Here is a 13,970-nt window from a genome sequence, read left to right as displayed (position 1 = left end):
TCATCAGAAGTCATGGGATATCCAATCGGCGTGAAACATAAAAATGTGCCGGGCGGCAGGTCGCCGCCGCCCGGCATCCATCAACTAGCGGCGATAGCTCAACCGCCAGAAATCCTGCCAATCCTGACGGGTGTCGAAATCCTCAAGTCCCGACTCGGAATTGTAAGAGAACAGCTTGTCAGCGACCGATGCGAGCCCCGAGGGCTCATCATCCGGCATCTGGATATCGCTGTTTGTTGGCACCTTGCCGTCAGCCATCTGAGGGGCAATACCTTCTTCGGTCAGCACAAAATGGATGAACAATTTTGCCGCGTTCGGGCTGTCTGTGCCCGAGGCGATCAGACCGAGCTTGCTATAGGTCCAACCCACCCACGGTGCCATGTCCTTGCAGACTGCAAGAGCATAATCCTTACCCTCGATATCGCGGAATTTGGCAGAGCTCATCAGACCGAAAAATGGTTCCGCCTGACCTTTTGCGCCGACCGCCTCCGACACCTGATCATCGCCCTCAGTCACCAAAGGACCGTTTTCACCAAACGCCTTGACCCATGCGGCCGTCGCGCTGGCCTGATCCGTCGCAAGCGGCTTACCGAAGTGATCAGCATAAGCATTGGCAACCGCATCGTCGCCATGTGCCGCCATCTGGCTGAACCAGTCCGTATAAGTACCCTTGAGCAAAGGATCAACGATCGCTACACGGCCGCTCCATTCCGGCTGTGTCAGCTCCCACATGTTGCTGACTGGACAGGAATCGTAGACCTCGCTGTTATAAACCCAGAGATTGGCATTGGTCGTGACCGTCAGTGGGTTGTGATAGCTCGCATCAATCTTCTCCACCATATCGCCGGGCAGGTAGCTTTCAACAAATCCCTGCGGGATCAGCTGGGCGATTGCCGCCGGCGCGTCAGTGATCATGACGACATCACCCTGGACGTTATTCGCTTGAGCTTCGCGAATAATCATTTCCAGCTGAGCCTTGGCCGACACCTTCTGACCTGTGGCCTGAATGCCGTATTTTGCGGTGAAATTCTCACCGATAGAGACGATCTTGCCGGTGCTGTCATAAACCGTAATGGGGGGCTCGGCTTTTGCTGCCGCAATCAACGCATCCAGATCAAAATCAGCGGCCTGTATTGGCAAAGCCGTCGCCAGCCCAAACAGCACCGCCAACGAGAATGGCCTGAAATATTCAGACACCCTATATGCAAAAGTCATTTTTCTCTTCCTTTTGGAACAATCGGAAAGCTGCAAACCAATCAAATTATTTGGTGTAGCTGAGCCGCCAGAAATCTTGCCAGTCCTGACGCATGTCCCAGTCATCCAGAGCCGTCGACATGTCATAGGCGAGCACCTGGTCAAGCACCGCGCCGATACCGGAAGGCTCATCTTCGGGCAGCTTGATATCGCTATTGGTCGACATCTTGCCGTCGACGGACTGCGGGGCAATGCCCTCTTCTGTCATGACATAATGCATGAACAGCTTGGAGGCGTTCGGGCTGTCCGTGCCCGCCGTAATCATCCCGACACCGGCATTGGTAAATCCAACCCAGGGTTTCATGCTGGTGCACAGACCAAGCTTGAAACCGCTATCGGCATTTTCGCGGAATTTGGCTGAACTCATCAGGCCCATGAAGGATTCTGTCTGTCCTGGCGCACCAACGGCTTCTGCAGCTGCACTGTCAGAACTGCCCAGCAATGGACCGTTCGCAGCCATTGCCTTGATCCAGGCTGCCGTGGCGCTGGCCTCATCTGTTTCCAGCGGTTTGCCGAAATAAGCCTCATAGGCTTCAGCGACCGCCGCATCGCCATGCGATTCCATTTGATTGAACCAGTCGGTGTAAACCGATTTGTTCAGCGGATCTTGCATTGCCACTTTGCCGCGCCATGCCGGTTCGGTCAGCTCCCAGATATTGGAAACCGGGCAACTATCAGAGAGTTCTGCGTTATAGGCCCAGACATTGGCCATCGTAACGACAACCAGCGGATCCTGATAACGAGGCGCAACCTTGTCTTTGAGATCAGGCGACAGCCAGCTTGTGACAAATCCCTGTGGCACCAATTGTGCCATGACGGCCGGTGCATCCGAAATCATCGTGACATCACCCTGAACATTCCCAGCCTGTGCCTCGCGGATCACCATCTCCAGCTGCGCCTGGGCTTTCACCTTGGTACCGACCGCCTCAACGCCATATTTGGCGGTAAAGTTATCGGCCATTTCGACAATCTTGCCGGTGCTGTCATAGACCTGAATTGGCGCTTCCGCCTTTGCCGCTTCAATCAGTGCGTCCAGATCAAACGTATCGTCAGCAAAAGCGACGCTACTCATCAAACTGGCAGCAAGCACGGCGCTCAGCGCACCCACCGAACGGGCGTGTCCTCTGCTCTTGTCCTCAAAACTCATAAGATATCCTCCCTTTGTTTAACTTTCGACGTTTATGCATTCATGACGGTCAGCGGCCCGAACCTTCTGGGGGCCGGTGCCGCGATCCGCCACAAATGGAATTCTATTGCACACCCAATGCTTTATCCGCTTCGAGCAAACGGGCTCCCGTCTTGTCGAACACGTGCAGCGCCTTGGCTGCCACCCCAAGGTGAAGCTTGTCGCCCGCCGCAACGGTGGGCGCCTCATGGGTTGTCATGAAAACTGTTTCACCCGCGCATTCGAGTTCGACAATCCAGCTACCGCCTGTCGGCAGCACACCGGTAATACGCGCCGGTGCGGAGAAATACCGCTTTGGTACATCTCCGGCTCCTTTGAACAACCGGATCGATTCCGGTCGGATGCCAATGGAGCCAATCGCCTCAAGACCGGCATATTTTTCCGCAAAATACTTGCCAGCAATCGCTGCCAGCCCACCGGCCTGGGCTTCTGAAAATTCGAGAATGTTGATCGGCGGGCTACCCACAAACTCAGCCACAAACCGGTTTGCCGGACGTTCATAAATGTCGTCGGGCGTACCCATTTGCTGCAGCGTGCCCTCGTTCATCACGGCAATTGTCGTCGCCAGCGTCATCGCTTCCCATTGATCATGGGTCACAAAAACGATCGTGGTTTTATAGGTTTCGTGAATGCGCTTCAGCTCCGCCCGCATCTCGAGACGCAGACGCGCATCAAGATTGGACAAGGGCTCATCGAGCAGCAGAACACCTGGGTTAACCGCCAGCATACGCGCCAGCGCAACGCGCTGCTGCTGGCCACCGGAAAGCTGGGAGGGATACCGGTCGCGGTATTTCTCAATACCGAGCGCCTGCATCACCTCGGTCACCCGCGCTTCGCGCTCTGCTTTGGGCATTTTGCGCAACCGCAGACCGAAATCGGTGTTCCGTTCAATCGTCAGGTGCGGCCAAAGCGCGTAACTTTGAAACACCAGCCCCATGCCGCGGTTCTCAGGCGCAATGAACTTGCCCTCGTTGACGGAATCCACGACGCGATCACCAATCTGGATTTCGCCGCCACTGAGATTTTCAAGGCCTGCGATCATTCTGAGAGTGGTGGTCTTGCCGCAACCCGAGGGCCCCAGCAGACACATGAACTCGCCATCGCCAATCTCAAGATCCAGATCAGACACGGCATTGGGTGCATTTCCACCGTAGTTTTTTTGCGCGTCGCGCAGGTTGATTGTCGGCATGCTAACCACCTAGTCCTTCGGCAAGATTTGTTCGGGTGAGTTTCTGGGCCGCGACGGTTCCGAAATAGGCAATGCCTGCAATGATCAGAACGACGGCGTTGGCGGCCTGGGTGTAGTTGTAGTCGATGAGACGCAGCGAATAGGTCGTCAGCACGTCCGTGCTTGGCACGGCGAGAATAACGAACAAGCTTAGCCCTTTGATGCCTGAGATAAAGGGCAACAAAATGCCTGTCACAAGCGATCCCTTTTGAATGGGAATGACCACTGAGAGCATGCGATGCAGCCAGCCGGAACCAGAAATCTGCGCCGCCTCTTCAGGCTCCTTGCCCAACTGCATCATCGCAGAAATACCGGCCCGGGATGCATAGGGCATCTGATCGGCAATCAACGCCAGCATCAGGATCATGACGGTGCCATAAAGCGCAGGCACCGGCCCCCGTTGCACAGCGAACAGCGACAGATAAGCGGCCGCAAAGGCAATGCCCGGCACAAGATAAGGCAAAAAGGTTATCTGCCGCAGATAGGTGGAAAGACCGCGCGAGGGTGTGCGCACCACAACATAGCCGACCAGCAGACCCAACAAGCCCGAGGTCAGAGACGCGACACCAACGATCCATAATGTATTCCAGGCGGCCTTCCAAAGGTCAGGCGTCAGCAAAATACCCGTTCGCAAGGCGACCGTGTCGAGGTTCTGCCCTATCCAGTATTGAAGCGTGAAATTATCCCAGTTGAAACGGGCCGGCACATGCATGATCGTTGACAGGAACAGCGTGAGAACCGGCAACCCGACGCTCAAAAGGAACATCAACCCGGCAAGACCCGTCGCGGGCATACGCAGCGGCCCCAGTTGGCTGAGCCGGTTCATCGACCCTTTGGAACCAACGGTCACAAACCGCCGGGCTTCCTTGACCAGATATGCGTCAATCATCAGTGTTGTGATGCCGATCAGCATGATCGATCCGGCCAGCACACCGGCCACACCGGTCTGGCGCGAGGCAATATTGCGGTAAAGCGAGGTTGCCAGCACATCAAACTTGACCGGCAAGCCCAGCACATAGGCCACACCGAATTCACCAAGGCATTTGGCAAAGATCAGGATCAGGGCTGACATCAGCGCGGGCCGCATCAACGGCAGAATGATCTGCCAGGCAATATGGTGCGGCTTGGCCCCCAGAATGCGTGCGGAATCCTCCAGCTGTGAATCAAAGCGGCGCAATGCACTGCCGAACAGCAGAATGATGAAAGGGGTATAATGCAGCGCCAGAATGATCGTAATCGGCACCTGCCCATAAGCAAGCCAATCCGGCGGCGTGAACCCGAGCGCCTCAAACCAGCCTTGCTGGCCACCAACGGTACGGTTCTTGAACAGGGTCGTCCAGGCGAGCGCAAACGTCCAGGCCGGCAGCATATAGGGCACGATCAGGGCGGTGGCGAACCAGCGCCGGCCAAACATATCGGTCCGGCACAACAGCCAGGCGAGAACACCCCCCACCGACAGTGAGACAACCATCGCCCCCAAGGCCACAGAGATGGTATTCTGCAACGGCTCCCAGAACAGATCGCGCGAAATCGGCGACATGAATGTGCGATGCAGATAATAGGCCGTCATCTCACCAATCCCGGCACCGGTGCGGCGACTGTCGCCAAACTGCACCTGAACCGCATCGGTCAGAATTGATAAAATCGGCACCAGAATGAGATAGGTGAACAGCAGCGCGGCCATAATGCCGATAACCGTGGTCGGTTCGCGCATGGCAATTTTCAACCGGTAGCGCAGGCGCTGACCCCGGGTGGCGGGAATATACTCGGCCCGGCGCGCATCAGACTCGCTATTCGTCAGAATGCTCATGCGATGAAACCACGCTGCAGAGCGGTGCCCGAAACCCGGCCAACACCACCATCAGGCATACACAGCCCGTAAAATACGACAGGGCCACTACAGATTATCATCGACAGTCCTCCTCCTGCGGCCGCCCCCAAGAACGCGGCGCAACTCAAGGTGCCAGGCGACCGTTGTCACCCAAACACCAACCTCCTGCCATAAAGCGCGCCTGACATCTCTTCCGGACGTCAAGGCAACACCGGCATCCTGAGCTTAAGGTTTCACCAACCATGACGCGCTGTCAAGAAAAAATGCACAGCTGTGCAAAATTGACCCCACACCGTCCAAATCCATGATTTTTAGTGATTTTTTGGGGAGTCGGCGAATTTTGACACAACGGCTCATTAAAATTTTGCAATGCTGTGCATCAGCGAATGCCGCAAAAGAAAACCAACATCAGCGGCAGTTTAGGATAAAGCCGGGATGGCACCAATGGCCTATTGGACGCAAGGGAGCCTACTCAGTCAGAGCACACAATTCAGACCAGCGCCGCCTTGGCCGCAAGCCGTGTCTTGATGCTGGCAACGTCGGCGCGCGGCGTCGCTGCAAACAGGGTTTTGGTATAGTCGTGCTGCGGATTGCCAAACACGGCGTCGCGGCTGCCATATTCCACCACTTCGCCAAAATACATCACCATCACCTCGTCCGCGATATATTTGACCACCGACAGATCGTGGCTGACAAACACATAGGTCAGTCCGAACTCGTCCTGCAGATCGGCCAGCAGGTTGAGAATTTGCGCCTGCACGGAGAGATCGAGCGCCGAGACCGGCTCGTCCAGCACCAATAGCGAGGGGTTGAGCATCAGCGCCCGCGCAATGGCGATGCGCTGGCGTTGCCCGCCCGAAAACATATGCGGATAGCGATTGTAATGCTCCGGCAGCATGCCGACTTTTTTCAGCATGGCCATGGCCATGTCGCGCCGTTCAGCGGCAGATTTATCGGTATTGAGCAGAACCGGTTCGGTCAGCACATCACCGATTTTCTGGCGCGGATTGAGCGAACCATAGGGGTTTTGAAAAATGATCTGTACCTTGCGGCGGAGGGCCGGCGTTACCGCCTGATCGGCGATATCAATGCGGTCGCCATCAATATAAAGCTCGCCCGAGGTCGGCGCGTCGATCATGGTCAGAATGCGCGCAAGGGTCGACTTGCCACAGCCGCTTTCCCCCACAATCGCCAGCGTCTTGCCCTTTTCAAGGGTAAAGCTGACGCCCTTGACCGCATGCACGACCTTCGGCTTGGTGAACATCGTCCCCTTGGAATGATAGTCACGGGTGACATTGCGCACATCGAGAACGATTTCGCTCATGCGGAGGCTCCTTCGTCTTCAGGCACAAAATCCGCCACCACCGGCAAACGGTCACCCACGGCATTTTCCGGCAGCGCCGATAACAGCGCGCGGGTATAGCCGCTTTTCGGATTCTCGAACAATTCCAGCACCCCGGCCTCTTCCATCTTGCGGCCCTTGTATTGCACCACCACCCGGTCAGCGGTTTCGGCCACCACACCCATATCGTGGGTGATCATGATCAGCCCCATGCCGGTATCGAGCTGCAATTGCACCAACAGATCAAGGATCTGTTTCTGGATGGTCACATCCAGTGCCGTGGTCGGCTCATCGGCAATCAGCAGTTTGGGTTCGCAGGCAATCGCAATCGCAATCATCACCCGCTGGCACTGGCCGCCGGACATCTGGTGCGGATAGGCATCGAGCCGCTCCTCGCCATCAGCGATCCCCACCGCATGCAACAGCTCAATGGCGCGTTTGCGCCGCGCGCGCCGGTCGAGCTTGAGGTGCTCGGCCAGCACTTCCTCGATCTGGAAACCGATGGTGAAGCAGGGATTGAGACTGGCAATCGGCTCCTGAAAAATCATCGCCATGTCCTTGCCGATGATCCGGCGCCGCTCATTGGCACTCATCCCCATAAGATCAAGCCCTTCAAAGCTGATCTTGTCGGCGGTCACGGTGGCCGTTGAGGGCAACAGCCCCATCACGGCCAGCATGGCCACCGATTTGCCCGAGCCACTCTCGCCGACAATGGCCAGCACTTCGCCCTTCTCGACGCTATAGGAGACCTTGTTGAGGGCCGTGAACAGACCCGCCGAGGTATCAAAGGCAACGGTCAGGTTTTCGATTTCAAGCAGAGGCATGGTCAACTCCGTTTCAGCTTCGGGTCAAGCGCATCGCGCAGACCATCGCCGACCAGATTGATCGCCAGCACGGTGATAAGGATGGCAAGGCCGGGGAAGGTCACAACCCACCAGGCCCGCAAAATGAATTCGCGCGCTTCAGCGAGCATCGTGCCCCATTCAGGGGTGGGCGGCTGCGCGCCCATGCCGAGAAAGCCAAGCGCTGCCGCTTCCAGAATGGCCCCGGAGAATGAAAGCGTTGCCTGCACGATCAACGGCCCGAGACAATTGGGCAGGATGGTCACAAACATCAGCCGCAAGTGCCCGGCCCCGGCCATCTTGGCCGAGGTGACATAATCACGATTGCCTTCGCCCATTACCGCGGCCCGGGTCAAACGGGCAAAATGCGGCTGTAACACCAGCGCAATGGCAATCATCGCGTTGAACAGGCCTGGCCCGAGAATAGCCACCAGCACCAGGGCCAGCAGCAAGGGCGGAAACGCCAGAATGACATCCATCACCCGCATGATCATCACATCGACCCAGCCGCGGAAATACCCCGCCAACAGGCCAATACCAATGCCAAAAATCAGCGCAATCGAGACCACGAACAGACCGATCATCAGCGAATAGCGCGAGCCGTGAATGAGCCGCGACAGCATATCGCGCCCCACAGCATCGGTGCCGAGCAGGAATGTGGTACTGCCCCCCTCAACCCAGAAGGGCGGGGTCAGCAGCGCATCACGATATTGCTGGTTGGGTTCATGCGGGGCCAGAACCGGCGCGAAAATTGCCACCAGCACCAAAAGCACAAAAACGACAAGGCCAATGACCGCCCCAGTGTTCTGGCGGAAATAATGCCAGAACTCAGCCAGCATTTGCAGGCGGGTATCAGGCATCGGTGCCGCGGGCGTTGTTGAGGTTTGATCAGTCATCACGCCCTCCCTATTGGCGCCGGATGCGCGGATTGATGAGGCCGTAAAGCACGTCGATAATCAGATTGACCAGCATGACGAGACCCGCCACCAGCACCAGCCCGCCCTGCACCACCGGATAGTCGCGCCGCGAAATACTGTCGATCATCCACTTGCCAATACCCGGCCAGGAAAAGATCGTCTCGGTCAGGATGGCCCCGGCCATCAGCATGCCCATTTGCAACCCGATAGTGGTGATCACCGGGATCATCGCATTGCGCAAGGCATGCAGGCCGATCACGCGGCGGGGTTTCAGCCCCTTGGCCCGCGCGGTACGTACATAATCCTCGCCCAGAACTTCGAGCATGGCCGAGCGCGTCTGCCGCGCAATCACCGCCAGCGGAATGGTCCCAAGCACAATGGTGGGCAAAATGAGATGTTGCACCGCCGAGGTGAACGCCCCCTTTTGCCCCGACAACAGCGCATCAATGGTCATGAACCCTGTAACGCTGGGGAAAAAATACAAAAGCGAAATCCGCCCTGACACAGGCGTCCAGCCGAGCATGCCGGAGAACAGAATAATCAGCAGCAGGCCCCACCAGAAAATCGGCATGGAATAACCGGTTAGCGCCGCGCCCATGGTCAACTGATCGAACATGGAGCCACGTTTCACCGCTGCAATAATGCCGGCGGGAATGCCCAGCAACGTGGCGAAGACCATCGCGAATGTTGCCAGTTCCAGCGTCGCCGGAAACAGAGTGAGGAATTCCTGAAACACCGGGCGCTTGGTCGAGATAGATACCCCGAAATCGCCCTGGAACAGCCCCAGAAGATAGTCGAAATACTGCACCCAGATCGGGCGATCATAGCCAAACTGCACCAGCAATTGCTTGTAGCGGTCGGGGTCCATCCCGCGTTCCCCGGCCAGAAGCAGCACCGGGTCGCCGGGAAGGAAGCGTACAAAGGCGAACGCTACGATTGTGATCCCGATAAAGGTCGGAATAATCAGCGCCAGCTTGCCAAGAAAAAATCGGAACATGTGTTTTTAAAAATGAGGGAGAGCACCACCTCAGCGGCACCCTCCCCCAAACCTGTTGACTATTCAGCGATATCGACATCATCGAAACGATGATAGCCGAGCGGGTCCATCACAAAACCGGTGACCTTCTTCGACATCGGCATGAACACTTTCGAATGGGCAATCGTATTCCAGGGCGCTTCGCGCTTGAATACAACCTGTGCCTCTTCATAAAGCTTGGTGCGCTCTGCAACGTCGGACGTCACCTTGGCCTTCTGGATCAGGGCTTCGAATTCCTCGTTGCACCATTGTGCCCGGTTGGAACCGCCAACCGCGTCACAGCCGAGCAGTACGGCAAGGAAGTTGTCCGGGTCACCATTATCACCGGTCCAGCCGAGCAGTACTGCGCCGTCACGATCGACTTCCGAGGAACGGGCCAGATATTCGCCCCACTCATAGGAAACGATTTCCACGTCCACACCGATATTGCCAAGGTCAGCCTGCATGACTTCGGCCATGCGACGGGCATTCGGGTTGTATGGACGCTGCACAGGCATTGCCCAGATCTTCATGGAAAGATCCGTCACACCCTCATCTGCCAGCATCTGCTTGGCAGCTTCAGGATCAAAGGCATCGTCTTCAACCGCGTTGTTATATGACCACATGGTGGGCGGAATCGGGTTTTTGGCAGCCTGGCCGGAACCCTGGAACACGGCATCAAGAATGGCCTGCTTGCTGATGGCCATGTTCAGCGCCTTGCGCACCTTGGGATTGTCAAACGGGGCCATCTGCGTGTTGTAAGCAAGATAGCCAACGTTGAGGCCTTCCTGCTCACCAACGGTCAGGTCGTCATTCTCTTGCAACGCGGCGATATCTGCCGGTGCTGGATAAGGCATGATGTGGCATTCGCCAGCTTCAAGCTTCTGACGGCGCACGGCAGCATCGGTTGTGATCGCAAACACGAGATCATCAATCGCCTGCTTGCCGGCCCAGTAGTCAGGATTGGCCTTGTAACGGATGACCGCATCCTGCTGATAGGCAACAAACTGGTAAGGCCCGGTGCCGACAGGCTGCTGGTTGAGCAGTTCCTTGGTGCCCGCAGCTTCAAGCTGATCGGCATATTCCTTGGACATGATCGAGGCAAAATCCATCGCCAGATTGGCAATCATCGGCGCTTCTGGACGGTTGAGCACGAACTTGACCGTCATATCGTCAACCTTGACGATTTCACTGATCAGATCAGGCATCGACATGCCGTTGAAATATTCCCAGGAAATACCGGTGGCATATTCAAACCAGGGATTATCGGCAATACGCTGACGGTCGAACGAGAAGATCACATCGTCTGCGTTCATATCGCGGGTCGGGGTGAAGTAATCTGTGGTCTGGAATTTTACACCGGGACGCAGTTTGAAAGTGTATTCCAAACCATCCTCGGAAATCTCCCAGCTCTCGGCAAGGCCCGGCACTGTGCTGGTCTTGCCATGCTCAAACTCCACGAGGCGGTTATAGATCGCGCGCGAAGAAGCATCAAAAGTGGTACCGGCAGTATAGGGTGCCGGATCAAAGCCTTCTGGCGAACCTTCCGAACAATATACGAGTGTTTTGGCAGAAGCTGCGCTGGCCATTACCGAAACGATCGCGGTGGCGGCGAGCAACGTTTTCATCATTTGCATGATTTTTCTGTCTCCCTGACAATTCATGTCACCAGACACACATTCTGGCGACCTGAAGGCCAACAAAGCCTGTTTTGTTTTGACGTGCAACAAGGAATTTGACCAATTGGTCAACGGTATTGACCAATACGTCACCCGCATACCGAGAAAACCGGATATAAAATTGTCACAATCAATCCGGGTCAACTGACGCAGGGATGCGGCGGCTTTACGCACCGACCTGATGCGCCTTGCACCCACCCTACGCATATCGCATACACGTTGTATTCAAGGACACAACCGGCCACGTAAAGGAATGACGATATGAGCCAGAGCACGGTTTTAACGATAGAGGCTTTGACCCTTGTTGTTGAAGAGGTTTTTCGTGCCGGCGGCTTCAGTGCCGACCACGCTGCAGCGCTGGGACGCGTCATCGTCTCAGGTGAGCGCGACGGTTGCAAATCCCACGGCGTCTATCGGGTCGAGGGGTGTCTGCGCACGCTAAAAATGGGCAAAGTCGTACCCGATGCCATACCGGTTGTTACCGCTGACGACAGCGCCATTGTACGCGTCGAGGCCAAGGGTGGCTTCGCCAACCTTGCTTTCGAACAGGGCGCGCCTGTGCTTGCAGAGCGGGCCCGCGCACTGGGGCTGGCAGCCATGGTCATTAATGACTGCTCGCATTTCTCTGCCCTTTGGCCGGAAATCGAAATTCTGACTGATCAGGGTCTCGCCGCCATCGCCATGTGTCCCAGCTATGCAACCGTCGCCCCCACCGGCGGCACCGAACCACTTCTGGGCACCAATCCGCTGGCATTCGGCTGGCCGCGCCCAGGCAAAAACCCCTATGTATTTGACTTCGCAACCAGTGTCGCCGCTCGGGGAGAAATCGAGTTGTACCGGCGTGCAGGCAAGCCTTTGCCTGAAGGTTGGGCGCTTGATGCAAACGGTCAGCCGACAACCGACCCGGAAGCGGCGCTCGCCGGCGCCATGCTCACCTTTGGTGGTCACAAGGGGTCTGCGATTTCAACGATGATTGAACTGCTGGCCGGTATAATGATCGGCGACATGACCAGCCCCGAAGCGCTGGAGTTTCTCGGCGTCACGACCATCGCCCCGCGTCACGGCGAACTGATCATTGCGTTCAGCCCGGAAAAGTTCGCGGCCAATCGTGGCCAGAACGCCTTTGACCGTGCGGAAGTACTATTCGAGGCCATCATGGGGCAAGGCGCACGCCTGCCCTCGCAACGCCGCTTCGCCGCACGGGCTGAGGCTCTGACCAATGGCATCACCCTGACCGCCGAGGAAATGGCACAGCTTGAACGCTTGCGCACTGAAGGCCTGGCCGCCGTCAGCTAGACTGTCTCGCGCCTTCTGGCAAAACCTGAATAACGCTATGCCCAAAAAAAGGCCCTCTCAAATGGAGGGCCTTTTCGCAATGATTCAATTCCGGACTGTTTACGCCGCAACGGCACCGGGCAGTTTGGACCAGTCCGCATACCAGGTCTTGAACAGCGCCAGCTGGCTTTCCGCAAATCCGCGCTGACTGTCGCTCAAGGCATCGGTCTCATAGAAATTCAGCGTGTATTCAGCGTCACCATTCACCACCATCATATGCTTGAAGAAAAGCACGAGGTCCGTGCCCTCATCAAAGGTTGAGAGCACATGCAATGCGTCACCCAGTTCCCGCGCCCGTTGACGCCCCATGGCATCGCCCCTGGCAGCAGCCTTAGACAAGGCCACCAGATTGAGCACCTCCCTGGGCAACACATTACCAATTCCGGTAATGGCACCGGTCGCACCGCAATTGACAAACCCGTGCACCACCGCGGTGTCCACACCGACCATCAGTGTCACCGCGTCGTCGCGGCTGGTGATATGCTCGGCGGCATAAGTCATGTCTGCCGGCCCGCCAAATTCCTTGAACCCGATCAGGTTCTTGTGCGCTGCGCGCAACTCAAAGAACAGCTCAGCGCGCGTCGCAAAACCATAATGCGGGCTGTTATATATCACTGCCGGCAAATCAGGTGCGGCCGAAAGCACAGCCTTGAAATGCGCCTTCTGTGCCGCAACCGATGACCCGCGCGACAAAACCCGCGGGATCACCATCAACCCCTTGGCCCCAACCTTGGCCGCATGAGCGGCATGGGCCACAGCCATTGCCGAGTTGACAGCACCAGTACCCACAATAACCGGCACGCCAGCCTGCACCAGACGCTCAACACCTTCCATGCGCTGCGCATCGGTCAGAAGCGGCCAGTCACCCATCGACCCGCAATAGACCACGGCCGACATGCCAGCTGAAATCAACTCCTTGGCCTTGCGCACCAGCGCCTCAAAATCAGGTGTGCGGTCCGCCTTGCAGGGCGTCATCAGCGCCGGAATCGTGCCGGAAAAAATACTGGTCGTCATTTAGCTCTCCTATAGAGCGCGTCATTGCGGATGCCCGCCACAACCCTCATCGGTCGCAAGCGCTCAATTATAAAATCGGGCAGGTCTGTAATATATCTTCCGTATATTAATTGTCGACAACTTTCTGAACGCAAGGCACAGCCCGTTGAGAACATGCAGCCGCCCATGCCACGCACAACGGGGACATCGCAGAACATGAGCCGAAAACCGGGCCGCGCCCGCGCTCGAAACAGATGTGAATGAGACAAGGTTGTGCAGCCCGTCAGGCCGATGCAATGGGGTGACATAATCGTCGATACAAAAAATCCGGCAAGGCGAAAGCCCTGC

At 56.8% G+C, this 13,970-nt stretch carries 11 protein-coding genes; 1 reads left to right on the top strand and 10 read right to left on the bottom strand.

Annotation, left to right across the window (positions count from 1 at the left end):
- Positions 1-84: 84 nt before the first annotated feature.
- The 9 genes from L1P08_RS13625 to L1P08_RS13585 all read right to left on the bottom strand — a co-directional run bounded on the left by L1P08_RS13625 (position 85) and on the right by L1P08_RS13585 (position 11,252).
- On the bottom strand, positions 85-1,215 hold the full coding sequence (locus tag L1P08_RS13625) for an ABC transporter substrate-binding protein (protein WP_438268471.1): 1,131 nt from the start codon (positions 1,213-1,215) through the stop codon (positions 85-87).
- A 46-nt stretch (positions 1,216-1,261) separates the two neighbouring features.
- Positions 1,262-2,326 (bottom strand): ABC transporter substrate-binding protein, encoded by a 1,065-nt coding sequence (locus L1P08_RS13620; protein ID WP_303619576.1) that lies wholly within the window; start codon positions 2,324-2,326, stop codon positions 1,262-1,264.
- A gap of 178 nt (positions 2,327-2,504) precedes the next feature.
- Positions 2,505-3,629 (bottom strand): ABC transporter ATP-binding protein, encoded by a 1,125-nt coding sequence (locus tag L1P08_RS13615; protein ID WP_303617539.1) that lies wholly within the window; start codon positions 3,627-3,629, stop codon positions 2,505-2,507.
- 1 nt (position 3,630) lies between these two features.
- Positions 3,631-5,478 (bottom strand): ABC transporter permease, encoded by a 1,848-nt coding sequence (locus L1P08_RS13610; protein ID WP_303617538.1) that lies wholly within the window; start codon positions 5,476-5,478, stop codon positions 3,631-3,633.
- 511 nt (positions 5,479-5,989) lie between these two features.
- Complete coding sequence (locus tag L1P08_RS13605) at positions 5,990-6,823, bottom strand: dipeptide ABC transporter ATP-binding protein (RefSeq protein WP_303617537.1); 834 nt, start codon at positions 6,821-6,823, stop codon at positions 5,990-5,992.
- The gene (locus L1P08_RS13600) at positions 6,820-7,665 is read right to left on the bottom strand and encodes an ABC transporter ATP-binding protein (protein WP_303617536.1); all 846 of its coding nucleotides are present in this window, start codon (positions 7,663-7,665) and stop codon (positions 6,820-6,822) included. Before L1P08_RS13600 ends, L1P08_RS13605 begins: the two co-directional genes overlap by 4 nt.
- A 2-nt stretch (positions 7,666-7,667) precedes the next feature.
- Positions 7,668-8,579 carry an ABC transporter permease subunit gene (locus L1P08_RS13595; protein WP_303617535.1) on the bottom strand — a complete coding sequence of 304 codons (912 nt, stop codon included), beginning with the start codon at positions 8,577-8,579 and terminating at the stop codon, positions 7,668-7,670.
- Positions 8,580-8,589: 10 nt separating this feature from the next.
- Complete coding sequence (locus L1P08_RS13590) at positions 8,590-9,597, bottom strand: ABC transporter permease subunit (protein WP_303617534.1); 1,008 nt, start codon at positions 9,595-9,597, stop codon at positions 8,590-8,592.
- A gap of 59 nt (positions 9,598-9,656) precedes the next feature.
- Entirely contained in the window at positions 9,657-11,252 is a 1,596-nt protein-coding gene (locus L1P08_RS13585; protein WP_303617533.1) for an ABC transporter substrate-binding protein, read from the bottom strand.
- 303 nt (positions 11,253-11,555) lie between these two features.
- Here L1P08_RS13585 and L1P08_RS13580 point away from each other — a divergent pair, with 303 nt between their 5' ends.
- Positions 11,556-12,590 carry an Ldh family oxidoreductase gene (locus tag L1P08_RS13580; protein WP_303617532.1) on the top strand — a complete coding sequence of 345 codons (1,035 nt, stop codon included), beginning with the start codon at positions 11,556-11,558 and terminating at the stop codon, positions 12,588-12,590.
- A 99-nt stretch (positions 12,591-12,689) separates the two neighbouring features.
- Here the strand turns inward: L1P08_RS13580 and L1P08_RS13575 are convergent, their stop codons facing one another.
- On the bottom strand, positions 12,690-13,643 hold the full coding sequence (locus L1P08_RS13575; RefSeq protein ID WP_303617531.1) for a dihydrodipicolinate synthase family protein: 954 nt from the start codon (positions 13,641-13,643) through the stop codon (positions 12,690-12,692).
- Between the last annotated feature and the right edge of the window lie 327 nt (positions 13,644-13,970).

This window comes from Mariluticola halotolerans (assembly GCF_021611515.1).
GTDB lineage: Bacteria > Pseudomonadota > Alphaproteobacteria > Rhizobiales > Devosiaceae > Mariluticola > Mariluticola halotolerans.
Note: the sequence above shows the minus strand (reverse complement) of the source record. Positions and strands in the feature narration are given on the sequence as shown.

Coding starts and splice junctions, on each gene's coding strand:
- L1P08_RS13600 (WP_303617536.1), bottom strand. CDS start 7,665: ATGCCTCTGCTTGAAATCGAAAACCTGACCGTTGCCTTTGATACCTCG.
- L1P08_RS13595 (WP_303617535.1), bottom strand. CDS start 8,579: ATGACTGATCAAACCTCAACAACGCCCGCGGCACCGATGCCTGATACC.
- L1P08_RS13575 (WP_303617531.1), bottom strand. CDS start 13,643: ATGACGACCAGTATTTTTTCCGGCACGATTCCGGCGCTGATGACGCCC.
- L1P08_RS13625 (WP_438268471.1), bottom strand. CDS start 1,215: ATGACTTTTGCATATAGGGTGTCTGAATATTTCAGGCCATTCTCGTTG.
- L1P08_RS13580 (WP_303617532.1), top strand. CDS start 11,556: ATGAGCCAGAGCACGGTTTTAACGATAGAGGCTTTGACCCTTGTTGTT.
- L1P08_RS13585 (WP_303617533.1), bottom strand. CDS start 11,252: ATGCAAATGATGAAAACGTTGCTCGCCGCCACCGCGATCGTTTCGGTA.
- L1P08_RS13615 (WP_303617539.1), bottom strand. CDS start 3,629: ATGCCGACAATCAACCTGCGCGACGCGCAAAAAAACTACGGTGGAAAT.
- L1P08_RS13610 (WP_303617538.1), bottom strand. CDS start 5,478: ATGAGCATTCTGACGAATAGCGAGTCTGATGCGCGCCGGGCCGAGTAT.
- L1P08_RS13605 (WP_303617537.1), bottom strand. CDS start 6,823: ATGAGCGAAATCGTTCTCGATGTGCGCAATGTCACCCGTGACTATCAT.
- L1P08_RS13590 (WP_303617534.1), bottom strand. CDS start 9,597: ATGTTCCGATTTTTTCTTGGCAAGCTGGCGCTGATTATTCCGACCTTT.
- L1P08_RS13620 (WP_303619576.1), bottom strand. CDS start 2,326: ATGAGTAGCGTCGCTTTTGCTGACGATACGTTTGATCTGGACGCACTG.